General features: G+C 45.0%; 26 protein-coding genes and 2 tRNA genes. 17 read left to right on the plus strand and 11 right to left on the minus strand.

Annotated features, from left to right (window positions below; genetic code table 11):
- Window positions 1-8 precede the first annotated feature (8 nt).
- The 7 genes from D8Y20_RS07745 to D8Y20_RS07775 form a co-directional block, all read right to left on the minus strand.
- Window positions 9-1,340: a nitrogen regulation protein NR(II) gene (locus D8Y20_RS07745; protein WP_121542471.1), complete on the minus strand. Its 1,332-nt coding sequence runs from the start codon at window positions 1,338-1,340 to the stop codon at window positions 9-11.
- A 302-nt stretch (window positions 1,341-1,642) separates the two neighbouring features.
- Complete coding sequence (rsmA, locus tag D8Y20_RS07750) at window positions 1,643-2,416, minus strand: 16S rRNA (adenine(1518)-N(6)/adenine(1519)-N(6))-dimethyltransferase RsmA (protein WP_121542497.1); 774 nt, start codon at window positions 2,414-2,416, stop codon at window positions 1,643-1,645.
- A gap of 68 nt (window positions 2,417-2,484) precedes the next feature.
- Window positions 2,485-2,985: an MEKHLA domain-containing protein gene (locus D8Y20_RS07755; RefSeq protein ID WP_121542472.1), complete on the minus strand. Its 501-nt coding sequence runs from the start codon at window positions 2,983-2,985 to the stop codon at window positions 2,485-2,487.
- Window positions 2,972-3,826: an A/G-specific adenine glycosylase gene (locus D8Y20_RS07760; protein WP_236075335.1), complete on the minus strand. Its 855-nt coding sequence runs from the start codon at window positions 3,824-3,826 to the stop codon at window positions 2,972-2,974. Before D8Y20_RS07760 ends, D8Y20_RS07755 begins: the two co-directional genes overlap by 14 nt.
- Window positions 3,827-3,914: 88 nt before the next feature.
- Window positions 3,915-4,853, minus strand: a complete 939-nt coding sequence (locus D8Y20_RS07765) for a TonB C-terminal domain-containing protein (protein WP_121542473.1) — start codon at window positions 4,851-4,853, stop codon at window positions 3,915-3,917.
- Window positions 4,840-5,397, minus strand: coding sequence for a Gx transporter family protein (locus D8Y20_RS07770; RefSeq protein ID WP_236075336.1), 558 nt, complete (start codon window positions 5,395-5,397; stop codon window positions 4,840-4,842). The genes D8Y20_RS07765 and D8Y20_RS07770 overlap by 14 nt, the downstream gene beginning before the upstream one ends.
- Window positions 5,390-5,824 (minus strand): NusG domain II-containing protein, encoded by a 435-nt coding sequence (locus tag D8Y20_RS07775; RefSeq protein WP_236075337.1) that lies wholly within the window; start codon window positions 5,822-5,824, stop codon window positions 5,390-5,392. The genes D8Y20_RS07770 and D8Y20_RS07775 overlap by 8 nt, the downstream gene beginning before the upstream one ends.
- 26 nt (window positions 5,825-5,850) lie before the next feature.
- Between D8Y20_RS07775 and D8Y20_RS07780 the strand changes: the two genes are divergently transcribed.
- The 3 genes from D8Y20_RS07780 (at window position 5,851) to D8Y20_RS07790 (ending at window position 7,991) form a co-directional block, all read left to right on the plus strand.
- Entirely contained in the window at window positions 5,851-6,519 is a 669-nt protein-coding gene (locus tag D8Y20_RS07780; protein WP_121542474.1) for an SDR family NAD(P)-dependent oxidoreductase, read from the plus strand.
- Between the two features lie 34 nt (window positions 6,520-6,553).
- A complete protein-coding gene (locus D8Y20_RS07785) occupies window positions 6,554-7,372 on the plus strand; it encodes a mechanosensitive ion channel family protein (protein WP_121542475.1) in 819 nt (272 codons plus the stop codon).
- 124 nt (window positions 7,373-7,496) lie between these two features.
- Window positions 7,497-7,991, plus strand: coding sequence for a DUF992 domain-containing protein (locus tag D8Y20_RS07790; RefSeq protein ID WP_121542476.1), 495 nt, complete (start codon window positions 7,497-7,499; stop codon window positions 7,989-7,991).
- A 516-nt stretch (window positions 7,992-8,507) separates the two neighbouring features.
- Here the strand turns inward: D8Y20_RS07790 and D8Y20_RS07795 are convergent.
- Window positions 8,508-9,605, minus strand: a complete 1,098-nt coding sequence (locus D8Y20_RS07795; protein ID WP_121542477.1) for a Fic family protein — start codon at window positions 9,603-9,605, stop codon at window positions 8,508-8,510.
- 492 nt (window positions 9,606-10,097) lie between these two features.
- On the opposite strand from D8Y20_RS07795, the gene D8Y20_RS13525 reads away from it, so the two are divergent.
- The 3 genes from D8Y20_RS13525 to D8Y20_RS07805 are packed head-to-tail and all read left to right on the plus strand — an operon-like array spanning window position 10,098 to window position 12,005.
- Window positions 10,098-10,283 (plus strand): hypothetical protein, encoded by a 186-nt coding sequence (locus D8Y20_RS13525; protein WP_147434041.1) that lies wholly within the window; start codon window positions 10,098-10,100, stop codon window positions 10,281-10,283.
- Window positions 10,247-11,665, plus strand: coding sequence for a replication endonuclease (locus D8Y20_RS07800; protein ID WP_121542478.1), 1,419 nt, complete (start codon window positions 10,247-10,249; stop codon window positions 11,663-11,665). Before D8Y20_RS13525 ends, D8Y20_RS07800 begins: the two co-directional genes overlap by 37 nt.
- A gap of 22 nt (window positions 11,666-11,687) precedes the next feature.
- Window positions 11,688-12,005: a hypothetical protein gene (locus D8Y20_RS07805; RefSeq protein WP_121542479.1), complete on the plus strand. Its 318-nt coding sequence runs from the start codon at window positions 11,688-11,690 to the stop codon at window positions 12,003-12,005.
- 236 nt (window positions 12,006-12,241) lie between these two features.
- Here the strand turns inward: D8Y20_RS07805 and D8Y20_RS13720 are convergent, their stop codons facing one another.
- Window positions 12,242-13,873 carry a hypothetical protein gene (locus D8Y20_RS13720; RefSeq protein ID WP_201265584.1) on the minus strand — a complete coding sequence of 544 codons (1,632 nt, stop codon included), beginning with the start codon at window positions 13,871-13,873 and terminating at the stop codon, window positions 12,242-12,244.
- A gap of 315 nt (window positions 13,874-14,188) precedes the next feature.
- On the opposite strand from D8Y20_RS13720, the gene D8Y20_RS07815 reads away from it, so the two are divergent.
- The 4 genes from D8Y20_RS07815 (at window position 14,189) to D8Y20_RS07830 (ending at window position 16,217) form a co-directional block, all read left to right on the plus strand.
- The gene (locus D8Y20_RS07815) at window positions 14,189-14,536 is read left to right on the plus strand and encodes a hypothetical protein (RefSeq protein WP_121542480.1); all 348 of its coding nucleotides are present in this window, start codon (window positions 14,189-14,191) and stop codon (window positions 14,534-14,536) included.
- A 105-nt stretch (window positions 14,537-14,641) separates the two neighbouring features.
- On the plus strand, window positions 14,642-14,920 hold the full coding sequence (locus D8Y20_RS07820; RefSeq protein WP_121542481.1) for a hypothetical protein: 279 nt from the start codon (window positions 14,642-14,644) through the stop codon (window positions 14,918-14,920).
- Complete coding sequence (locus D8Y20_RS07825) at window positions 14,920-15,099, plus strand: hypothetical protein (protein ID WP_121542482.1); 180 nt, start codon at window positions 14,920-14,922, stop codon at window positions 15,097-15,099. Before D8Y20_RS07820 ends, D8Y20_RS07825 begins: the two co-directional genes overlap by 1 nt.
- Entirely contained in the window at window positions 15,096-16,217 is a 1,122-nt protein-coding gene (locus tag D8Y20_RS07830) for an Arm DNA-binding domain-containing protein (RefSeq protein ID WP_121542483.1), read from the plus strand. Before D8Y20_RS07825 ends, D8Y20_RS07830 begins: the two co-directional genes overlap by 4 nt.
- Before the next feature lie 48 nt (window positions 16,218-16,265).
- Here the strand turns inward: D8Y20_RS07830 and D8Y20_RS07835 are convergent.
- Window positions 16,266-16,352: transfer RNA gene (locus tag D8Y20_RS07835), tRNA-Leu, on the minus strand.
- A 63-nt stretch (window positions 16,353-16,415) separates the two neighbouring features.
- Entirely contained in the window at window positions 16,416-18,590 is a 2,175-nt protein-coding gene (rnr, locus tag D8Y20_RS07840; protein WP_121542484.1) for a ribonuclease R, read from the minus strand.
- Window positions 18,591-18,649: 59 nt separating this feature from the next.
- On the opposite strand from rnr, the gene D8Y20_RS07845 reads away from it, so the two are divergent.
- The 7 genes from D8Y20_RS07845 to D8Y20_RS07880 all read left to right on the plus strand — a co-directional run.
- Window positions 18,650-18,736 (plus strand) — tRNA-Leu (locus D8Y20_RS07845).
- A gap of 211 nt (window positions 18,737-18,947) precedes the next feature.
- On the plus strand, window positions 18,948-20,168 hold the full coding sequence (locus D8Y20_RS07850; protein WP_121542485.1) for a tyrosine-type recombinase/integrase: 1,221 nt from the start codon (window positions 18,948-18,950) through the stop codon (window positions 20,166-20,168).
- A 112-nt stretch (window positions 20,169-20,280) separates the two neighbouring features.
- Entirely contained in the window at window positions 20,281-21,006 is a 726-nt protein-coding gene (locus D8Y20_RS07855; RefSeq protein WP_121542486.1) for a hypothetical protein, read from the plus strand.
- Window positions 21,007-21,134: 128 nt separating this feature from the next.
- Window positions 21,135-21,311: an AlpA family transcriptional regulator gene (locus tag D8Y20_RS07860; protein WP_121542487.1), complete on the plus strand. Its 177-nt coding sequence runs from the start codon at window positions 21,135-21,137 to the stop codon at window positions 21,309-21,311.
- Entirely contained in the window at window positions 21,308-21,604 is a 297-nt protein-coding gene (locus D8Y20_RS07865) for a helix-turn-helix domain-containing protein (RefSeq protein ID WP_121542488.1), read from the plus strand. Before D8Y20_RS07860 ends, D8Y20_RS07865 begins: the two co-directional genes overlap by 4 nt.
- 312 nt (window positions 21,605-21,916) lie before the next feature.
- A complete protein-coding gene (locus D8Y20_RS07870; protein ID WP_147434042.1) occupies window positions 21,917-22,327 on the plus strand; it encodes a hypothetical protein in 411 nt (136 codons plus the stop codon).
- Between the two features lie 271 nt (window positions 22,328-22,598).
- Window positions 22,599-23,148 (plus strand): hypothetical protein (locus D8Y20_RS07880; protein WP_201265585.1); only part of this gene is annotated, 550 nt, incomplete at its 3' end.

Genomic DNA, 23,148 nt, shown 5'->3' on the forward strand with positions numbered 1-23,148 from the left:
GTTTATGTTCATGTATTTCCTATCGGCAATTTAATGGTGAAATGTGCGCCCTTACCCGGTTCGCTTTTAACCGATAGTTGCCCATCAAGCCGATTACATACAATCTGATGACTGATCGCTAGCCCCTGACCAGTTCCTTTGCCGGGCTCTTTGGTGGTGAAAAACGGATTGAAAATTTTATCCAGTTTGTCTTTTTCGATACCTGAGCCTGAATCATTAATGTGAATCTCTACAAATTCATTTGAATGGCAGGTTTGAATATGAATACGGCCCTTTTCATCACTGTTTTCAGGTAGCGTATCTGCAATGGCATGCGCGGCATTGACGATAATATTCAGAAATACCTGATTGATCTCGGGCAGGGCATGAATCATGGGTAATTCAGGATCGAATGTGACATCCAGATCGGCAACATATTTCCACTCATTCCGGCTCACGGTAACGGCACTTTCAATCATTTTATTGATATCAATAGGCATTTTATCACCGGTGCCCGGGTGCGAGAGTTCCTTCATAGCGCCAACGATTTTACTGACGTGGGCAATACCTTCGAGCGTTTGCGCTACAGCCAACGGCACTTCCTCGCGCAGAAAACCCAGATCTGCCTTCTCTTCCGCCTGTTGCAGTGTCTCAGTGAGCTGTTGAACCGATGTTGACATATTTTCCTGTTTCATTGTCGTCATATGCAATTGATAGGTGGATATCAGTTGCAGTATGTCATTAAAACCATCTTTGAGAAAACGAACATTATCACCAATGTATTGCATCGGAGTGTTGATTTCATGCGCAATACCCGCCGCCAGTTCGCCCATAGATTCCATTCTTTGAGACATTTGTAACTGGTTTTCCAGCTGCATGCGTGTTGTTTTATCGGCACCCACCAACAGAAAACCATTGTATTGACCATGCTCAATTACGGCATTGATTGTGAGTCCCAGGAAACCATCTGTTCCGTCATTGCGGTTGAATTTCACATGATCCATAGAGCTGGTGTAAGAAGCTTTTGATTCAGATAGCGCATGGTGAATTTCATCCCAATCCCATGCGATGGCGAGAGTAGAAAAGGCGGTGCCGGTTACTTCTTTACGGGAAAGGCCGAATACCTTCTCAGCAACATCATTCCATAATGAAATGATCCCATTATGGTCGACTGCAATGAGGATTGAGGGCATAGCCGAGAGCAAACGTTCAATGAGCTCATGCTCTTTTTTAACATCATCCAGGGCTTGCAGAAGTGCTGCCTGTGTCGTTTTTGACTGCTCATCCAGATCTGCGTGCGACTTTTCAGCGGCCAACAGTGAGATACGCATCTGCTCAACATCGCCTGACATGGGGTTCATGCTGTTATGCTCCTGCCGGGGAGTGACATGTCATAATGGGGGATGGTAGCAAGCATTCGCACGATATTTAACTCCCTGAGATGCATTGAAATCCATGTGTTGATTCCAATGTTCATAGTTTCAGGTGTGCAGCAAGATAGCTGCCAAAGTGAGGGCGTGGATTATCCCGTGTTAGCATGAACGGGCTTGGGTGTAAGTTAAGGGTATGCTGAATAATTCAGTGTTTCTTTATAGTCCTTGCATGGGCTGTCAAAGCGGCCATATAAATGGCTGCTTTTATGTGGATATTTTGCAACTGAAACTTAATTGGCCAATGCCAGAGCAATGTTAACCCATTGCTGATAGTCCAGTTGCTCCGGGCGTTTGCGCGGGTCTATGCCGATAGCCTCAAACTGTTCGCCGCTTAACTCTTTTTTGAAATTGTTGGCAATGGTTTTGCGACGATGGGCAAACCCCTGACGCACTGTTTTTTGTAATTGGTTGAAATCACAGGAGGGCGTGTTGCCGTGCGGTGTTAATAAAATGACAGCTGAGTGTACCTTTGGCGGTGGTGAAAAAGCGCCTGGAGGCAGTACTAACAGACGTTTTACATTGTAATGGTGGCGTACCAGCACAGATAGACCACCGTATGTCTTGCTGCCGGGGCCTGCGGCAATGCGCTCTGCAACTTCACGTTGATACATCAGTACCATCCCGCCGGATAGCGATAGAGAAGCCAGTTTGGCGGTTAATGGGCCACTAAGGTTATAGGGCAGATTGCCGGCAATCCATTCCGGTTGTACTTGATTTACTGTCTCTTCCAGCAGCTGCATCACATCGCCGTGAATGACAGATAAGCGATCATTTTCTTGTGCTATTTTTTGCCAACTGGCGGCGAATTGATCATCCATCTCAATGACACTCAAATGCGCGACGTGTTGCAATAACACATTGGTGATTGCGCCCGGCCCAGGCCCGATTTCAATGGCGGTAGCGCCTTTTGGCACCGCCTTGGCAATGCGGGAGATGGCATGTTGATCGTGTAAAAAATGTTGCCCAAGTGATTTTTTGGCCCGGGCTGCTGGTTGCTTGCTCATGTGCCAAGGGTAGCTGATCGAAGCCATATGCACGAGTTTGTCATTGATCTTGGCGTAGCTGGATTGCTCTACCTGTTTAATTGTTTCCAATGTGCAAACATGGCGGCCTGCCCCTGAGGGTTGCCATCTTTATCGAGCAGATTCCAGACCGTGGCGCGCTCAATAATAAAACGCCTGCCCGTTTTGGCGATGCGCACACCTGAATAGTCATCAATATAACCGTTGTCGCTGACCCGTTTTAGTAGTGCATTGCGCTCTTGTTGAACAGCTGTTTCAGCGGATAAGCGTGAAGGTAGGGCAATGAACTCCTGCCAGCTCATTTCAAACAGTGTTTGTGCTGCCAGATTAGCATAATTGATGATGGGATCAGGCTCTGTGCCGTGTGATAACAGTGCAAAGGGGGCATGGTAGAGCTGTTGTGCGGCAGCAATGGGATCACGTTCTAGTTGGCCATCATCGAGCAGAGATCGGCCTGTCCAGTGTTGCAAGCTGTCATTGAGCATACGGATATGGTCCAGCAGGAACTGATTCTGCTGACATGGTGCTGTTGATAGATCAGCGCGGGACATGATCGATCCTCTTAAGCAGCTGATGGATACCGGTTGGCAGTGCATGTTTTGCAAGGCTGTTGACCCATATACCTTCTCCAAGCGGTTGATCAGACTGAGCCTGAGCATAGAGATGCAGGCGGCGATGGGTGAGCAGGTGGATATGATCGGGTTGGTTTTCAGGGGCGAGGGAGAGTTCAGTGATTGGTGGTGTCCAAAGCCCTGCCCAAATGCCGGATGCGGGGCGCTGGGTGAGCCATATGCCTTTTGTTTGATCGAGATGCAGATCTACCTGCCAGTGCAGATCAAGCACAGCAACCTTTTTACGCGTCTCTTTCGCCGGCTCAACTTGAAAAGCGGACTTACAATACTGATGCACTGGACAGTGATCACAATCAGCTTTTCTAGCAGAGCAAAGCGTTGCGCCCAGCTCCATCATGGTTTGATTCCAGCTGGCCGGCTGGGCTGAGGTATCAATGGCCTGTTGTGCCAAGGGCCACAGTATTTTGTCTGAGGCATCGGGTAGGGCATGCCAGCGTTTGAGTACACGCTTTACATTGGCATCAAGCACCGGTGTATTGGCATCAAAACAGAAGGAGGCGATGGCACCTGCTGTAGAGCGGCCAATACCGGGCAGTGAGATGATGGTTTCAAGATCGTTGGGGAAGCTGCCTCCATGTAGCGATACAATGGCTTGGGCAGCCTGATGAATGAAGCGGGCACGACGGTAATAGCCTAACCCTTCCCAGGCTTTTAACACATCATCCAGTTCAGCGTCGGCCAGCGTTTCAATGCGAGGAAAGCACTCAAACCAAGCAGTGTAACGTGGCAATACCGTTTTCACCTGGGTTTGTTGTAACATGATTTCAGAGATCCAGATATGGTATGGCTCGCGGGTCTCGCGCCACAGCAGTTTGCGTGCATGTAGCCGGTACCAGCCCAGTAGGGCCTTACATCTGGCGGAAGACAAAACCATTCTCAACGACTTCAAAGGTCAAATAGAAGCTTACGCGATCCAGTCCCCACGAGGATGGCAAGCCTTTGAATGGCGCGGCATCTTTAATCGCTTTAATGGCACTTTCATTGATTTGAGGAATAGGGCTGGGGCGCAGGATTTCAATGCCTCCAAGCGAACCATCATGTTCAATGGTGAGTTTAATCAGAGAGCGACGCGCCTGCTCTGAAAACTTTTCATAATTGGCTTTGCCGGGACGCCATTGATCTTCCAGAGCGCGAACCAGTGATTGGGCGTAGGGAGCATACTTGGCCTGGCGGGTGTTGATCGGAATATCAGCTTCACGGTTGAGTGTCTGTTTCATGCGCCGTTCGCGTTCGAAATCTTGAGAGAGTTGCGAGAGCGCCATGGCAGATGGCATCAAGTTCGCCAAAGGCACCTGTTTGCGCGGTTTTTCGACCAGCTTTTTCTTTATTACTTTCGGTGTTTTGATCGGTTTCTGATGTTCCGTTTTTTCACTACGCTTGGTGATTACACTAGAGCGTGTCTGTTTGGGTTTTTCAGGTGCAGGCGTGGGTTGCTGTTTGACGACTTTTGGCCTTGGCGCGGGTTTCTTTTTGCTTTGTTGCGGGTTGGGTGGAACCGGCGCCTTGGCTTTTCGTGTCACCCGGTCACGGGCATTGCGGCTACTGCCTGTAGCATTTTTATTGGATAGCGTACGCGCATCCTTGTTGGCTTTTTTGCTTGGCTTTTTGTCATCATCAAGCAATGTCACATCCATAATCTGTGGCTGCTCTTTTTTTGGCAACGGTTTGTCGTGTGTTGAGGTCACTATGAGCACCGCCAACAGTAGATGGGCGGCGATTGAAGCGGCCAACGCCAACGTGAAACGTTGCTGTTGGGGCTTGAGTATGACGGCGTTAAATTTTTTCATGGGCGAGACGGCCGCAAATATACTCTGCCAATGCCCCATTAATCCAGCCACTAATGCAGGAGAGGATCAGCAATGGGGGTAGAGCGTAATAAAGGGCGCTTTGTTGAATGAACAGAGCTTCGACGGTGACAAACTGTGCCAGCATGTGTGCCAGCGCTCCGAGCAGACTAATGCCAACCAGGCTAAGACCCGGAATACAGCGCCAGGCCGCTACCATGACGAGTGTGGCACTTAAACCACCCGCCATGGCAATGATAAAGGTTGGTGTGAACAGGGTGCCGATAAAAAAACTACCGACAAGGATGCGTGCAATGGAGAGTGAGATTGCCGCCTGTGTTCCCATCATGGCTAAAGCGATCAGGGTTACTAAATTTGCTAAGCCCGGTTTGAACCATGGCCCCAGACTTGGTAAAGATGCTTCAAACACATGCAGGCCAATAGCCAGCATTAACAGGGCTAGCCAACGGGCTTTTGTTTCCAGTTCTTTTAAAGGAGGGCGTGCCAGGGAAGTCATATTGTGTGCTGTTGATTGTTTATCATTCAACAATCGCATCAAAACGGGATTCAGCACTGCCGCGCAGTGTGATCAGAATTTTATTGGGTACACAGGCAATAATATCGCCTGCATGGGCGTGTGGCCCTGATAAAACACAGTGCTGCGAAGCGCAGGGGGCAGAGGCTATGCGGGCTCCATGTTCATCAATGATGATATCGGATAGTCCCAGATCTCCTTTTACTTGCAAAGTAATGGGAGCTTCGCCCTCTTGTGGCAGAGGGTAGCTCGCCAACAGTGTGCCTCCATGATAAATCTCAGCTATGGCGGGGCCTGCTGCAATATTCGCTTGAATGACAAACCATGTGCCGACAATACTGATCAATGCGATCAATAACAGCAGCCGATCAGGCCATGTGCCTTTGAGGGCATCAAGCATGTTTTGGCGCGGCGGCGATTGCATGGTTAGGCTTGGCATGCGGCTATGCTAACCATGGAGGTAACATGAATATACTGATCACCGGTGCAAACCGTGGCCTTGGGCTCGGTTTTGCACGCCATTATCTTGCGCAGGGGCATGATGTTTGGGCTTGTTATCGAACTGACCCCGGAGCATTAGTAAAGATCGACTCTGCACATCTGCACACTGTCGTGTGGGATATCAGTAGCGATGCCGAGCCTGTTGGAACGCTGCCGGAACGTATCGATCTGTTGATCAATAATGCTGGCATCTATGGGCCGGGCAAAGATGGCCAGTCGCTTGAGAAGGTCTCATCTGTTGCCATGATGGACGTGTTTAATGTGGATTGCGTGGGCCCATTACGCGTGGTGCAAAAATTAAAAGAGAAGGTCATTGAAGCGAAAGGCACTATTGCTAATGTCAGCTCTAAAATGGGTTCCAGTGGCGATAATGGCAGTGGTGGCACCTATGCCTATCGCGCCGCTAAAGCGGCCCTGGTCATTGTATCGAAGTCAATGGCGGTGGATTTAGAGCCGTATGGTGTGCAGGTGATCACCCTGCATCCGGGCTGGGTTGAGACCGATATGACGCATCAGACCGGTCTGATTGATGTTTCCACATCGGTGAACGGCATGACACAGGTGATTGCCCATGCGCATGATTTTATGGGTGGTGAATTTATTGCGTTTGATGGTAAACTAGTGCCCTATTAATTTTTCAAAAGTTTTTTACCACTAAGGAGTTCGCATGTTAGACCCGTCAAATGTTCAGGATATTATAGATGTTTATGTTATTCCGTGGGGCATCAATATTGCCATGGCCCTTGCGATATTCTTTGTTGGTCGGTGGATTGCCGGCATCTTATTGAATGTTGTTGATAAGATGCTGAATAAAGCTGGCATGGACAAGATGCTGGTGAATTTTGTGCACTCCATTCTCAATGCACTATTGTTGCTGTTCATTATTATTGCATCGCTTGATCAGCTCGGTGTAAATACCACCTCATTCATTGCATTGATCGGTGCGGCTGGCTTGGCTGTTGGTTTGGCATTACAGGGCTCACTGCAGAATTTTGCCTCCGGTGTACTGTTGATTATCTTCCGTCCATTCAAAGTGGGGCATTTCATTGAAGCGGCAGGTGTTTCAGGCGTTGTGGAAGAGATCGGTATCTTCAGCACATGTCTGAAAACGGGCGACAACCGTGAAATTATTGTACCAAACGGCGCTATCTATGGTGGCACTATCACCAATAACTCTGCCCGCGATACCCGTCGTATCGATATGGTATTTGGTATTGGTTATGACGATGATATCAAGAAAGCCAAAGAGATTATGCAGGGCATCCTTGATGCCGATGAGCGTGTGCATAAAGAACCTGCTGTCCTTATTGCTGTTGGTGAACTGGCTGATTCCAGTGTGAATTTCAATGTGCGCCCTTGGGTCAACGCTGGTGATTACTGGGCTGTTAAGTTTGACGTCACTGAAAAAATAAAATTGGCATTTGATGATGCTGGCATCTCGATTCCATATCCACAGATGGATGTGCATGTGAATAAAACGGAGTGATGCACGCTTTGTAAGTATGGCAGGTCAGCAGGCAGGGTTTACAAGATTAAAACTGTCACTTTATGCTTTCAGCTACGCCTAATTGATTAGGTGGCTTCGGCCACCTTGTTAAAAGGAGGCTGAAATGAAAGTGAGGATGATGATTTTAAGTGCGGCTGGTATCGCTCTGGTACTAGCTGCTATGCCGGCCTATGCCGGTAATTCAACGGCAGGTACAAAAATTGGTATTTTAAGTTGCGATTCGGTTCCCGATTCGGGCGTGAATCTGCTTATCCATTCTACTGTCGACATACAATGCACGTTTAAATCCACTGATGGCAGTGGTGTTGAGCACTATATCGGAGAAACCGGCGTTGGCTTTGGCATCAATATTAATTTTGATGTGGAAAGGCATCTTCGCTTCGCTGTCTTTGCGGCGGATATGGTGAAGGGTAGCCATAAACTGGCAGGTAAATATGGCGGTGTTGGAGCATTGGCCAGTGCCGGTGTCGGTGTTGGTGCACAAGTGCTGGTGGGTGGCAGTAATTCGAGTGTTTCACTGCAACCTGTGGTTGAAGGCACGACTGGCGTCGGTGTAAATGCTGGTCTTACCTATCTGTACCTCCAGGCCACTGAATAAGCTTAGTGGTATAAAGTAGATCTAATGAAAAAGGGGGGGTGATGAAATATCATTCCCCTTCTTATTGGTTTCTATTGCTGTGATTGTTGGGATTCGGTCAATCACACTTAAATGAGCTGACTCCCAGTTCTTAGTCTTTACTGTTTAATAGGTCTAGTTGTTCCGTGTCTGTTTGAATGGGGTTTCCCTTACTTAGAAAGTCCTTAAATTCATCGGAAATACGTTCATCATTTGCAACTCTATTCCAAAAGTTTTGGGCCATGTCTTTCGCCAAAGCAATAGAGCGGTCATTAAGGTTTAATCCTTTAATTGGTCGGATTGGGTCAGACCAAGCGAACTAGCTGAGATATAATAAGTATGCGTCTATATGATAGGTGATGTGGCGCTTAGAAGGGCTATTTCGGGTGTAAATCGACCTCTCTAAGGGAGGTCTGTATGCATGAGAAAATCGACACCATATCACCAAGTTCATCAATGAGGTCGATTAATTCAAAAGCCGAGCTGACATTGATTCATCTAAAACGCCTTATCTTTTGGTTCCGGTATATCAAGAAACAAATCGTATAATGGATTGTTGATATAATAGTTGAAGTTCCCAATTTTATGTTTTTGAATAAACCCTTTCTCCACTAGCAGATCAAGATAACGGGTGGCTGTTATTCGCGAGACTCTCAACTCACTTTTTACATGTTCAATCTTTGTATACGGATGCCTAAACAATAAGTTCAATAAGTCTTGGCTATAAATTTTAGGCAGCTCATTTCGAATTCGATGTTTATAGTCCAACATTAACTTTTTAATACCTTGAATTAGCCATATGGTTTGTTGCGCAGTGCTTTCGATTCCGTCTAGCATATAGAGAATCCAAGGCTCCCAATTCCCTGATATACGAGTGTCTTGAAGCAGTCGATAATATTCGGATTTACTACGAATAATATAACGGCTTAAATATAATACGGGGAGGTTCAACAAGTCTTTTAATACTAGGTACAAGATATTAATCATCCGGCCAGTACGGCCATTACCATCATAAAATGGATGAATACTTTCAAATTGAAAGTGAATAATCGCCATTTTTATTAAAGGATCGATGTCACACATTGCGTCATCATTTATAAACTGCTCCAGGTTAGACATGAGCTTCGTAATCTCATGGTGATCTTGAGGAGGGGTGTATACGACCTCACCAGTCTGTGCATTCTTAAGTTCTGTGCCGGGAAGCTTCCTAATACCCCCCTGGTTTTGCTCAAGTTCTTGATGAATTTCTAGAATAAGTCTTGTTGATAAAAGTTCGCTGCCTTCAACTAGTTCAAAGCCCTTTCGAAGCGCGAGAGCATAACGATTTACTTCTTTTGCGGCAGGGCCACCAATAAAGTCCGAAAACAGGCCTGCTTTATAAAGCTCATCATGTGTTGTGATAATATTTTCAATTTCTGAGCTATCTTTAGCCTCTTGCAGTCCAAGTGTTGTTATTAATATATCAGCGTTTGGAATGCTGGCAGCAACCCCTTTAAGTTCAGCTAAATAACGATGCGCAGATGCTGCTTTCTTCAATACAGATTTTGTTTCCACGTCTACACTTGGCGGAAGTAAATTAGGGCTAGCCACTGATATGCTCCCTCTCTTGATTGCTAAAGTAAGCTAACATCAACGTCCTCCATATATAGATAATGGTGAATATCTATGCATGATGTCCGGTCTATATATAGAAAGCAATCATTATCTATACACTGATAAGTAGTCGTGTATAGATTACTAGCATTAGTTATGCACCTCTAAGTAAGCGCATATAGCTTACTGGCTTTAATTGAGCTAAAGGGTTGATAGTCCTTAATTTTAAAAGATACAGGCCTAACGCAAAAGACCCGCGTGGCATTAAGTCACTCAGATTTATTTACATAAGAGCCTAACGCAAAAATCCCAGCTGACATTGAGTCACTGAGTTTTTTAGATAAAGGCCTAACGCAAAAAGGGAGAGTGACATTGAGTCACTGAGTTTTTTAAATAAAGGCCTAACGCAAAAAAGGGCAGTGACATTAAGTCACTACCCTTTTTATTGTTGGTACGAGGACGGGAGTCGAACCCGATTCCCAAATAATAAAAATCATGGATCAAACCGAAGAAACACTTACTCAGTCAATAAAAACAGTACAAAGCGCTCAGGTGATGAAAGAGGTAAAAAACACTCTAATTCGTCCTTATCTAGTCACAGTTTGGTTACAAACCCAAGCATCTTTAGCAGAGAGATACAAAGCATGGCAGAAAAAAATGCTAACTTGTGCTTTCGACTAATTGGCTCCAGCACATCTTCTTTAATTGCTTTTGGTCGATTGTCTGATTTATGTCAGATGCTTGGTATTCATGCTCCAGATTTATCAGATAGTATATCAGTAAATGGTGCCGTTCAGAGAATGATTAGTGAGCACTGGTGGCGCCGAGCACTTAGAAAGCTATTTGCTAGAGAGATAGAGGCAAAAGCTATCGTAGAGAACCGTGTGAACCTCTTTAAAAGCATTTATGTGTCTGATGAAGGCCTGAGTATTCATCGAGAGCAAAAACAGCGTAATCGTAAAATGCTTGAGAAAGTCATAGCCGTAAATGAAGAGGGTAAAGAACTCACTTTAGCTGAGCTTGCTGACACTTCTGTTTCTAACCCTGTTAATCGTCGCAACGAATTAATGTGTCGTATTGCTGGATTCGAGAAGTATTCACTTGAGAAAGGTCACATAGCTTTGTTTTGGACAATCACTTGCCCTAGTCGCATGCATGCATCGCTTAGTAAATCAGGCCGTTCCAATCCCAAATATGATGGAACCACTCCGGCCCAGGCACAGAAATATCTTTGTGATTTATGGGCATGTATTAGAGCTAAATTTGATCGCATGGGTATAAAACTTTATGGGTTCAGAGTGGTAGAGCCGCAACATGATGGTACCCCTCATTGGCATCTGCTCGTATTTCTTCCTGATCGTGACCAAGAACAAGCAACGAAGATTGTTAGAGCTTACTCACTCATGGAAGACGGTCACGAGTCCGGCGCAGACAAATATCGTTTCAAAGTCGAAGCTATTGATAGGAGTAAAGGAAGTGCTGCTGGTTATATTGCTAAATATATCTCTAAAAACATTGATGGACATGAAGTTGAAAAAGACCTTTATGGTAACGATGCAAAAAATAGCTCAGAGCGTGTTACTGCTTGGGCTTCTATTTGGAATATTCGTCAGTTTCAACAGGTCGGTGGGCCTTCGGTTTCTGTTTGGCGTGAACTAAGACGTGTTCGAGAACCATCTGTAAATGATCCTAAATTAGGTGATGCATGGTTGGCAGCTAATTCCGGTGATTGGTGTGCCTTCATTCATGCAATGGGTGGACTTGAATGCTCTCGTAAAGACCAGACAGTGAATCTTTCAAAAGAGTGGAGTGATGATGAAAACCAATATGGTGATCCTTTGGGGTGGTTAGTTAATGGAGTTGAATCATCTAGAGAGTATCTATGCACACGATTACACGATTGGAAAATTGAATTACGTTCTACTTCAAAGGCCGATGAGCTGCAGTGCGCAGAGCACGCTACGCGCGCGCATAGCACGGCTGCGCAGCGGCCGCCTTGGAGTCCTGTCAATAACTGTACGGGTGCATTACAGAGTACATCTAATAGGCCACCGCCCATCTGATAAATCAAGAGGAGAGCTGATAATGAGAAGCAATAAATATGTTAAATTATCTATTCCATTAAACCTTAAAGAAAAGGTTGCTATGGAAGCAGGAAACAAAGGTATGAATACATCTTCATTTGTTCGTTTTAAGCTATTTGAAGCGATTGTTAATAATGATGTGATGGATTCTATTCCTACGATGAAATGTAATGTGTATCTTAAGTTTAGAGCTCCGGTTGAGTTAATGAATCATGTTGAACAACAGGCGATAACGTCGAATGTAACTGTTAGTGCTTATATCCGGTCTTTGCTTTTTAATGCTGTCATTGGAAAGGAAATAGAATCACGTTATCCATAGAATTATGCACAGGGTCGTGCCGGGTTTTATCCACAACAAAAAACGATCCCTGATTAAATCAGGTGTTTTTGTTGTGGGTGAAATTGGGTGCGAATCGCATAGCGATACTGTGTGAAATTTTGTGGGTAACCACATTGAAGAGTGTTGGAGTTGGAAGCTTATCGTTGCAATATAGCGACCGGCTGATTTCGGCCAAAACAGGACGTTCGGAAACGTTCTTTTGACGCCGCGCTTTGTTAGAGATCATTTTCGATAGTTTCTCGAGGTTTAAGAATTTTAGCATCAAAACCTTCCGTATCTTGATCAACTACAGCTGTACCAAAGAAGTACTCTGGATTATACCAGCGCCGATGCTTTGAAACCCCATCGAGGACAAACCGGTAACTAAGCTGTCGATTAATATCGGCCACTGCATTAGAGAACATATCTGTCGTTGGCATCCAGTCGTACAGGTAGCGACATTCATCGAGTATTAACATATCCATAAACATCGGTGTGTCTTTGGCCTTGTAGTTCCAGCGTTTTGTTTCGCTGATATTTACATGATAAGGAGTGGCTACCTGCCGAAACAACGCTTCAAATATTGGATGAAATAATACGAGGTCACAAAACTGATGGAAGGCCCAGATGTTGTGGTTTCTATATAGTTCTTTTATCTTTTCAGACCAGAATTCTTCTTGCCCGCTTCCTTCTGACAACAAGTAAGATATTAATAAATGAGTATTAATCAGTTCTTTCTTGCTGCCACCAACATCTAGTTGAGATAAAAACTGCTCAGTAAATTTATAAAACTCATCATCCTCAAAAATAAACTGAGGATAATTTGAATCTCTCGCATTTAACTCTTTGTCTAATGATGCAAGAGTCCATAAGGTAGGATGCTGCCCAGAATCAACAATTACGTCCCCTCCACCACCTTCATCCTCGTCATTAAAATGAAAAAAACTACGCTTTATCGTATTTAGAATACTCCCTTCATTTCCACTAAAAAATTTCTTATAGAGAAAGTTGTTTTTAGGAAATCTATTGTACGTTGAGATTAAACTGGCATGATCTATTAAAAGACGAGTAACAAATTGCCCATAATAATATTCCAAGTCACTTGATACAGTTTCATGCCATTCTTCTGGAGATAAACTGCGCGCTACGGGTCCCTCACTAAATCCACTTTCAGATTGTTTGTCTTCTAGAAAATCTTTGGGGTAAAGGTAGCATGAGACTAGCTTTGCTAGTAATGACCGGCCAGCTTCATCCTGCTCCTCCAAAGGTAGTGAAAAGTTTGTGATTAAGACGCCTGGTGAATTAAGGGCATGTTTAGCAAGTATTCTTGTTAGAGCACTTAAGGTTTTCTGCTTCTTATTTCTACTAGGAAGGGGGCCGCAAAAATCAAGGTATATAATATCAAACCGTTGAGGTGAAGCATCAATGAACGTGTCAAGGCCACCATTGATTATCTTGATAAATGGAAATTCTGAATTTAATGCAGAAACAACTGCATCTGAATAGGTGGAGTTTTCCGATTCAAATGCCCAAATATTCTCAGGAAGAACGCCAGCCTGACAGAATATCCTTAAGTCATTTTCTGGGTTAGGGCCCGACAAATATGCGATTTTTAAATTGGCTGGTGTTCTGGATTGTACGATGGAGTCGTAAAAATATTCCCATCTTTCTATAGTTTCATCGGTAAGCTGTTTCGCTATTTTTACATCATACGGATTATCACCAGATGTAATATGATCTCTGACATCACGGACATAAGTGCGTCGCGCAAGAGTTGATACAGAACGGTTTTTAGTCAGGGCTTTTATTGCATTGTCTATTACAAGTGCCCTTGCTTTATTTTTTTCAGGTTCAGAGTAAGAACTCATTTTGTACCTCTAACTAAGGTAATATGAGTAACAGTCATTCCACATATTACGCCCCTATAGTTGAACATAAATCACACTATATCTCATATTAAAGAGGAAGTGAGAAACTTTATGACTCAACTCTACACATTCAGCCTTAATGATGATTAAGGTAAATGTTATTAAGTTGACTGTCCATTTATGGCCGAAATCAGCCTGTCGCCTCATTGCAACAGCCTACTGGTATAGTGCAATCAGCTGTTAATTTCATTGTAAACTTTAGTTTTTTATTGTCGGGCGTTGAGAGTGCTATTATTTAAGTGCATGCTTCCATGTATGGAACGAACCCCGACCCCAGTTACGGCAAAAGAAGCCAAAGAGCTTATTGATTTAATTAATGAGGCAACACTCAATTTTCGCGGTAATTTGAATCATTTGCATACTGCTATTGGAGTTTTACTTGTAGGGCGCGAATTAGGGTGGAAGCCTTTGCTTTTGATTCACGACAAAAAAACTATACGTCGCTGTGAGGAAATTCTTGGCGTTGAGTTTAGAAAGGTTTTGCCGGAAGTTGGAAATAACGCAGATAAGTCAATTGCTTGGAAGCTAGCGCAGAAGGTTACTTCATTCTGGAAAGCTGTTCGTGGAGAAATTAAAGGTGTTCGTAGTCCTGAAATAGATTAACTGTGGCGATATATCACACCTCTACAAGAGGGGGTGTGTTGCACCTCCATTGGTGGAGGTATAGCGTACCCCTCCAGTAGGCCGCACTTGGCCACGGAGGTGTTTATGTTAAAAATCGAAGGGCGGCTTTCAAAAGAGCAATTAATTCAACTGAAAAGCATGCAGCCAAAGAAAAAATGCAAGGAATGTAAAGGCCACCTTTTACACGTTCCTTTTTTTGCGTGGCCAGAATATGTCTATGACGGATTTCCTCAAGTCGTTCCCGTATTTTTCAGTGTTTGCACGCGTTGCAAGTCTTTCCAAGTAGATGCAATGAAAGCGGATTTGGATGAAATTGAATCGTGCCCCGTCTGCAGTCCTGACTTTAGTTCGGTTCAACACTAATGAAATACGTTCGTGCTATAAAACTCGCTGAAGTGACCGGTTTAACGGTTGCTGCAATTAATGCGATGAGATATCAAGGGAAGTTACTAAAGGATATTCATTGGTTTAAGCGTTCTGCACGAACTGTTTGGTACGATTATCCAGCTGTTATGCGTTATGTTAAAGGCGATACTCAATGAGTGTTCGCCCAAGAGGAAAAAGCATACAAATCGATTTTTATTATCGGAATGTTCGCTGCCTAGAAACATTGAAGCTTTCTCCAACCAAAGCAAATATTCGATATGCTGAAAATAAGTTATCAATCATTAAACATGAGATAGCGACCAATTCTTTTGAATACCGTGCTCATTTCCCTAATAGTAAAACTCATAGTTCAATGATCTTTGGTAATTCCTTGGCTGGAAATATGACTGTTGAAATGGCACTGCAAAATTATTTCAACGCCAATAAAAAAGGATGGAAAAAATCAACCGAAGAAACAAACCTTCAGGCTATAGAGGGGCATCTTATCCAGGCATTTAAAGATGTGCGTTTGATTGATATTAATGTCGGTATGATTCGACAGTGGATGTCTTCATTAAGTTGTTCACCAAAACGGATTAATAATATTCTGATTCCACTGCGCGGCATGTTGAAAGACGCACATGCTGATGGCCTTATTGAACAAAACCCAATGGATCGCATTCGAAATTACAAAACTAGAAGTAGGGAGCCACAACCATTTAGTCTTGAGGAACAGAAGAAAATATTGAATGTGCTCCATGACCAAACTCGGAATCTAATCCAGTTCGCATTTTATACAGGGTTAAGGACTGGGGAGTTAATTGCTCTTCGCTGGTCTGACATTGATTTTGATAATAATTTGGTTCGGGTGAGGCGCTCTATTAGTAGGAAAGAAGAATCAACTACAAAAACAGCCGCTGGTGAGCGTGATGTGGTTTTATTTGAGGCTGCTTTAGAAGCTTTGAACGGTCAGAAATTATTTACGTATAAATTATCAAACCGTATTTTTCATAATCCAATCACAAAAAAAGAATGGGCTAGTTGTGATGCTATATGGCGCCACTGGCAAGCAGCATTTAAGAAATTAGATATTCAATATCGAGAGCCATACCAGACACGACATACCTATGCTTCATCACTTTTATCTGCAGGAGAGCATCCATCATGGATATCTAGGCAGATGGGTCACACTGATCCGAGCGTATTATTTAAGAAGTATGCTCGTTGGATGCCAGAGATGTATCCACATGCTGGAGACAAAATTAGAGCTGTTTGGTTACAGAATGGTAACTGAGTCAAAATCAGAAAATGAAAAAGCCCCGATAAATCAGGGCTTTATGCATGGTACCGAGGACGGGAGTCGAACCCGTACAGTATTGCTACCGAGGGATTTTAAGTCCCTTGTGTCTACCAGTTCCACCACCTCGGCATAGGTAGGTATGCACGTTAAGCGGGCGGAATCATGCCAAAACAGCAGAATTCCGCAAGAAGCTTAGTCATCATCGGTCAGGCGAGCCAGGATCTGACCACGAACCGGATCGGTGGATTCTATCACTACATCCAGTGTCTCACCCAGATGATAGGCATGGCCGCTATGCTTGGAAGCAAGGGTATGGCCCATTTCATCCAGAATAAACGCACCTGTCAAATCATCCACATCCAGTGATGCTTCAGCCATTGTGCCTTCCAGTTCAAAGAAGATGCGACGTTTAGTTAAGCCCGAAATACGCGCGCTCATGGTTTTGCCAACATCTTTAGCATGAAACAGGGCCGCCAACATCGCTTGAGTATCCCACTCGCCGCGCTGCTGTTTGCGTTCCTGGGTTGATGTCTGCGAACCAATTTCGGCCAGCGTATTTTCATGCTGTACCTTATTCGGGTCCTGGCCTTTGATCAGCGCTTTTAGACGACGATGCACAATCAGATCGGCATAACGGCGAATTGGACTGGTGAAATGCGCATAAGATTCATACGCCAGACCGAAGTGCCCTTCGTTATTGGGCGTGTATTGTGCCCGCTGCATGGAGCGCAGCACCATGCGATGCAATACATGTGCGAACGGTTTACCTGCAGATTTCGACAACACATGCTGCACTGCACCCGGTTTAACCTTGCCATCTTTATCCTTGGCCTTGGGCAGAACGACAAACAAGCCGAACGGGGCCAGATAATCATTGAGTTTTTCAATGGCTTCACGTTCTGGTGCTGCATGCACACGGTATAATGTCGGGCAATGATGTGATTCCATATATTCAGCTACGGCCGTATTGGCAGAGAGCATCATCTCTTCAATGAGTCGGTGAGCAATGTTGCGATCAGAGGCAGTCATATCGACGACGACATCATTTTCAAGCTTGGCGCGTACTTCCGGCATATCAAGGTCGAGTGCGCCACGTCTTTCACGTCTGATCAGCAGTTTTCGGAACAGGCGTGCCGCATCATCAAGCATATCGCGGATGCCTGCTTCTTCAACGCTACTTTCATCACCATCTTCCAGCCATTTTGCAACCTGTGTATAGGTTAAACGTGCCTGTGAATGAATGACTGCGTTATAGATATGAATAGAGCGGCGTGTGCCATTGGCATCAAAACGCATCCGTACGGTCATGGCCAGGCGCGCTACGTTTGGATTCAGAGAGCAGAGGCCATTGGATAGTTTTTCGGGCAACATTGGAATCACACGATCAGGGAAATAGAAGGAGTTACTGCGTTCCAGCGCTTCTTCATCCAAGGCAGAACGTGGTTTAACATAATGTGCTACATCGGCAATAGCCACCCAGGTTTCAAAACCTTCGCCGCGTGGCAATACACAAATGGCATCATCAAAATCACGCGCATCTTCGCCATCAATGGTAACAAACGGCAGATGTCTTAAGTCTTTGCGCTCTTCAATATCTTTTTCAGCCACTTCATCTGAGAAAGCGTTGGCCTCAGCGACGACCTTGGCCGGGAATTCATTTGTTAATCCAAGCTCGGCAACGATCAGGTCGATCAGACGGGAAGGTGAAAGGTTATCACCGAGTACCTCCTGCACGCGTCCGCGTAGAGGGCCGGAGCCGCGAGATATGTCGATGCGCACCCAGTCGCCATCAGTGGCGCCGTTGCAGTCTTTATGGGCAATGAGAATATTTTGCAAAATTTTACGGGAGCGCGGTTTTACCAACGCATTATTGCCTTGAATCAGGAATTGGCCAACCAGTATAGATGATGCATGTTCAACAATGCGTACTACTTCAGCAGATTCTCGACCGCGATTACGCACCGCACGCACCTCTACAGTGTCGCCATGCATCAAACCGTTCATCTGTTCATGCGGCAGAAAAAAACCTTTTTCTACGCCAACAACATCAACAAAACCGAAACCATCGGGATGGGCGGAGACAATGCCTGTCCATGTTTGTTGGTCTTTTTTGCTTACGGTTGCCCAGGGAGATTTACCACCTGCTTTCCGCTTTTGACGGCTAGGGCGCTCAGAGGTTTTGTCCCATGCACTATTGCCACGCGATTTTTTTGCAGCGCTTTTATTGCCGGACTGTTCGTCGGCATCCCGCTTTTTGTCAGACTTTTTTGGCCACTTGTTGCCTGACCGTGCGTCCGGGGTCTGTTTTTTTCCCGATCTTTTTGGCCATTTATTGCCTGAATCTGTTTCGTTTTTCTTTCTTGACACTATGTTGCTCCATCCTATGATTGCGCGCCTTCGTGGACCCGCAGTGCGGGACACTATAGGCCGAGGTGGCGGAATTGGTAGACGCGCTAGCTTCAGGTGCTAGTTTCCTCTTGGAAGTGCTGGTTCGAGTCCAGTTCTCGGTACCATTTAGTAATATCATATAATAGCAGAAAGACGCGAAAGCCCTTGGAAACAGGGGCTTTTTTCTTGTGGGGTTGTCGCATAGGTGCCATACTGACGCAATGAAGCGCATGATTTACAGGGGTATATTCCGTGGTACGGCAAGTCGTACCCCACCGCAGATCTCAAACGTACCCCAGTTTGTACCCCAGCATTTGCGCTCATTTGAGGTGTGAAATGGCTCTAACAGATGTTCAAATCCGTAAAACAGCATGCCCAACGGATAAAGCGCAGATCAAAAAGTATGATGCAGATGGTCTATTTATGGCTTTTAAGCGTTCTGGTAAGAAAGTATGGCGGTACAGATTCACTCTGGCAGGGAAGGAAAAGCTTTTAACGCTTGGTGACTATCCGGCACTAACATTAAAAGAAGCTCGCAAGATAGTGGGCGAATTTAACCTAGAGGTTATGCGCGGCGTTGACCCAGCCATAGCAAGAGCCAAAAAAAAGCAGAAAGATGATGATTGCAAACCAACCTTTGAACCAGTTGCACGCGAATGGATGGAACAAGTTAGCCGTGATTGGGTAGATAAGTCAGCTCAGAAGCTCACCACATGGATGGAGGTTGATGTTTTCCCTTATATGGGTGGCATGACCTTTGAGGAAATAGAAGCGCCTGATGTGTTGCTTATTCTTCGTCGTGTATATGCAGCCGGACATGAATATAAGCTGCGCAAGCTTCATTCATACTTTAGCAGGATCTTCTCTTTCGCCATATCTCACGGTAAAGCCAAACGTAATCCAGCCAAAGATATTGTAATGCGTGACCTGTTCGGAAAGGTGAACAGTGAACATAGACCAGCATTCACCACTGCGACAGATGCAGGCAAGTTGATGCGGATGATTGAAGGGTATGAAGGTAGCCACCTGACACGCGATGCGTTGAAGCTGATGGCGCTGATGTTCACAAGGCCAGGCGAATTGCGGCAGATGAAGTGGAAAGAGATTGATTTCAAAGCTAAGCAATGGCGCTACTTTGTGAGCAAGACCAGCGTTGAACATATTGTACCGCTATCAGAGCAGGCGTTAGCAATACTGGAAGGGCTAAAGCCTATATCCAGTCATCTTGAGTATGTCTTTATAGGTGCAAGATCAGTTCACCGACCAATGAGCAACAACACCATGAATGCAGCTTTAAGAAGCATGGGCATTGATACCAAGACAGAGCATTGCTCGCATGGCTTCCGCGCTATGGCGCGCACCCTGTTGGCTGAAAAGGGTTGGAATACTGATTTTATTGAACGCCAGCTTTGTCATAAAGAACGCGATGCAACAGTAGAAGCCTATGCCCGCGCAAAGTATTTGGATGACCGTTGCTTGATGATGCAAGACTGGGCTGATTATCTGGATGCATTGCGTGATGGTGCGCAGGTGATACCCTTTAAGCGTTCAGCCTGACCAGTTGGCAGGGCGGATAGGCAGGGCTTGATCACCCTGCCGAACAGGTTGCACACCCCTTCCGTCCAGCCTCTCTACTTTGAGACAAAATCGTGTGCAGAAGAGGTGTGTTGTGGACATAGATAAAAGCATGAACGCCATTGAAATAATTAAAGCGAGAAGCCCGAAAATAGGGCCTGTGGAGATTGATTCTACAGCTATAGCGATTCTTGAGAAATATGTTGGGGCCTCCCATATTAACGATGGCGATTGGCCCGAGCTTTGTTATGATAATGGTGAAGAAAAAAGCTATCTTCGCATACTCTTGGATTATTGGGCTGACGCATACTCATTCCCTATAGATGCAAACTTATGTGATGTTTTTGAAGATTTTGACAAATACATAGAGGGTGAAGCTTCCCTGCAACACGCCATGCTATATAATCTTCCTATTCCAGATGATGTTTTGAAAGTTCATTTTCACAAGCTAATAGAATATGAAAAAGATGAGGCCGATAGTGAGGATATAATTCGCTTGCTAAGGTTTCTTGATATGGCAATTCAGGAAGGGCTTTTTGATAGTAAGGCGCCAGAAATATTCGTTAAGAAAATATTTGCAGAGCATGGGGCACGAGGTGGAAAATTACACCACGCCGATGATCGCCAAGCATTCAAAAGCGATTATCGAGATGAGAGAGGTGATGAACCTGACCATTCACCTACCCGCCCCAGTATTTGCACATCACTAAAGCCACATTATCCAAGCGTTGCTGATTCAACAATGTTAAAATGGGCAAAGGAGGCCGACAAAGAAGATGGCTTTAATCGCAAAAGTGGCAGACCTAAAAAGGGGGAGTGAACCCTGCATAATAGGGTATTAGACCCTGTAAAATAAGTCATTTATCCCAGTTCAGCCATTTATTAAAACCTTCCAGAAAGCCCCAAGCTTCGCATATCACCGCAACAAGCGGACATGTGAGGCATATCATGCAATATAATCGAGCAAGACAAGTAGCATCCAGACTAGATATTTCAGAATCGACAGTTTGGAGATGGGCAAAAGCAGGTAAACTACCCAAGCCGATAAAGTTATCCAATAGAGTGACTGTATTTAATTCAGAGGAAGTTGATGCAGCAATCGAAGCGTTAGGTGGTGCTGTATGACTACTCAAATAGAAAAGGCCACCCCCACGGCGGCCAATCCCAAAGCAAGCAGCCTGAAAGATACCAGCACAGCAGCACAATGTATGCGCTTAAAAGCAGCATTGAAGGTTCACCCCATGAACACAAACGAAATCAGGCATGGTCTGGATATTATGGAGGTTGCCGCACGCATTTGGGATTTACGCAATAAGTACGGCTGTGATATTCATACTCAGATGATTGAGGTGGAAAACGATATTGGTGTTAAACATAAAATAGCATTGTACAGCCTAATCAGCGAAGCAATGAAATGAACACCAAAAGAATGCATAAAAGCAAATCAACCACTGACAGAGCAAGACTTCACCTTCTAGGTGTTTGCCTGATTGATTCAGTCTATGCCTGCCATATCCCTGCAACCGTTCACCTATCTGAGTATGGAGCTATGACCATCATGCTAATTCAGCGTGGTTTGGGGCTAAATGCAATCACACGGCACTTGGAAGCTGTAGGTATTACCGGACCAACCAGCTCTTGGTAAGTGCCTTAGCTTCGATCCCTGATAATGCTAACTATGGGAATATTTTCTGGCAGTCAGTAAGCGTGCTAGCAGAAGGTGTGGCAAGGTGACTGATCATAGAAATATGAAGCGGCGGAAGTGTCCGCCATTTGTACGGCTGGATCGTGCAATGGTGGACTCTGACGCATTCAATGACTTGCGGCCTACATCGCTAGTGGTTCTGGTTTCCATCCTTCGCAGGCATAACGGATTTAACGGCACAAAAGATGATCCAATCATATGCCCATATTCAGCTATGAAAGGCGGCATATCCACGGCAACAATTGCAAAGGGTATTCGTGATCTTGAAGAACATGGTTTCATTAAGCGCATTCGATATGGCGGATTGATGAAGCAGCCCAACACATATGAGTTGCTGTTTACTTGGCATCAGTGGAAGCCGGATAAAAATGAAAGGAAACTTCAAAAAATAAAGCGATCAGGTTTAAAAAGTGAAGCTATGGGGGTGTTGCCATGATGCCCTCAGCTTTAATAAATAAACCTGTTAGACGATTTTCACCATTTCTACAGCTTCAAAAACTAAAGACATCTTATATCTACCATACGCACAGTGCAGGTAGGGGGTGTTTAGTCTCTACAAGCATCAGCAGAAAGACCGTTGGGGTAATGAATCTTTTATGCATGCAAAATGAGTATTCACAGGCATCAGCCTTACATGATAATAAAACATTAACTTTACTAATGATTTGTGAAAAGAATTTTCAGGAGGCTGAAAAATGGGTGGCTATATGAGTGGTAGAAGTGGCTGGCGTAGGAAGGCTGAAAGTCAGCATGCCGTTGATATTCAATGGATGAAGCGCAAAGGCTGGCTGTATGATGGATGCGCCGGATCTCTACGATGGAGCTGCAGGGGTGAAGAAACAGGGAGTATTAGGTATCGCGTAACTGACGAAGCCCTTACCCTAATTTACAGGCATCGCGACAATGGCGGCGAATGGGAGCCTGTAGAGGCGAAAATTATCCTGACGCATACCCCCTGCAATTATGGCGGTAAACGTGTTTGGATGCTCTGCCCTCATTGCCACCGAAGATGCTCCAAGGTTTATATTGCTGGAAAATATCCGGCCTGTCGAAAGTGTTACAACCTGGCTTATTACTCCGAAGCTGAAACCCGCATGGATCGTGCAATGCGTCAGGCACGCAAGGCACAGGCGAAGCTAGGCTATGATGGTGGTGATATGTCTGAATGGCTACCTAAGCCCAAGGGCATGCACTGGAAGACATACTATAAGCTGAAACGGAAAGTAGATTATGGAAATGATATGTTTTGCTCAGAAA

This window comes from Mariprofundus sp. EBB-1, assembly GCF_003665155.1.
Taxonomy (GTDB): domain Bacteria; phylum Pseudomonadota; class Zetaproteobacteria; order Mariprofundales; family Mariprofundaceae; genus Mariprofundus.

Bases quoted from the DNA above. Each gene is read 5' to 3' on its own strand.
- D8Y20_RS07745 (WP_121542471.1), bottom strand. From the start codon at position 1,340: ATGAACCCCATGTCAGGCGATGTTGAGCAGATGCGTATCTCACTGTTG.
- rsmA (WP_121542497.1), bottom strand. From the start codon at position 2,416: ATGAGCAAGCAACCAGCAGCCCGGGCCAAAAAATCACTTGGGCAACAT.
- D8Y20_RS07755 (WP_121542472.1), bottom strand. From the start codon at position 2,985: ATGTCCCGCGCTGATCTATCAACAGCACCATGTCAGCAGAATCAGTTC.
- D8Y20_RS07760 (WP_236075335.1), bottom strand. From the start codon at position 3,826: ATGTTACAACAAACCCAGGTGAAAACGGTATTGCCACGTTACACTGCT.
- D8Y20_RS07765 (WP_121542473.1), bottom strand. From the start codon at position 4,853: ATGAAAAAATTTAACGCCGTCATACTCAAGCCCCAACAGCAACGTTTC.
- D8Y20_RS07775 (WP_236075337.1), bottom strand. From the start codon at position 5,824: ATGCCAAGCCTAACCATGCAATCGCCGCCGCGCCAAAACATGCTTGAT.
- D8Y20_RS07780 (WP_121542474.1), top strand. From the start codon at position 5,851: ATGAATATACTGATCACCGGTGCAAACCGTGGCCTTGGGCTCGGTTTT.
- D8Y20_RS07785 (WP_121542475.1), top strand. From the start codon at position 6,554: ATGTTAGACCCGTCAAATGTTCAGGATATTATAGATGTTTATGTTATT.
- D8Y20_RS07790 (WP_121542476.1), top strand. From the start codon at position 7,497: ATGAAAGTGAGGATGATGATTTTAAGTGCGGCTGGTATCGCTCTGGTA.
- D8Y20_RS13525 (WP_147434041.1), top strand. From the start codon at position 10,098: ATGGATCAAACCGAAGAAACACTTACTCAGTCAATAAAAACAGTACAA.
- D8Y20_RS07800 (WP_121542478.1), top strand. From the start codon at position 10,247: ATGGCAGAAAAAAATGCTAACTTGTGCTTTCGACTAATTGGCTCCAGC.
- D8Y20_RS07805 (WP_121542479.1), top strand. From the start codon at position 11,688: ATGAGAAGCAATAAATATGTTAAATTATCTATTCCATTAAACCTTAAA.
- D8Y20_RS13720 (WP_201265584.1), bottom strand. From the start codon at position 13,873: ATGAGTTCTTACTCTGAACCTGAAAAAAATAAAGCAAGGGCACTTGTA.
- D8Y20_RS07815 (WP_121542480.1), top strand. From the start codon at position 14,189: ATGGAACGAACCCCGACCCCAGTTACGGCAAAAGAAGCCAAAGAGCTT.
- D8Y20_RS07820 (WP_121542481.1), top strand. From the start codon at position 14,642: ATGTTAAAAATCGAAGGGCGGCTTTCAAAAGAGCAATTAATTCAACTG.
- D8Y20_RS07825 (WP_121542482.1), top strand. From the start codon at position 14,920: ATGAAATACGTTCGTGCTATAAAACTCGCTGAAGTGACCGGTTTAACG.
- D8Y20_RS07830 (WP_121542483.1), top strand. From the start codon at position 15,096: ATGAGTGTTCGCCCAAGAGGAAAAAGCATACAAATCGATTTTTATTAT.
- D8Y20_RS07850 (WP_121542485.1), top strand. From the start codon at position 18,948: ATGGCTCTAACAGATGTTCAAATCCGTAAAACAGCATGCCCAACGGAT.
- D8Y20_RS07860 (WP_121542487.1), top strand. From the start codon at position 21,135: ATGCAATATAATCGAGCAAGACAAGTAGCATCCAGACTAGATATTTCA.
- D8Y20_RS07865 (WP_121542488.1), top strand. From the start codon at position 21,308: ATGACTACTCAAATAGAAAAGGCCACCCCCACGGCGGCCAATCCCAAA.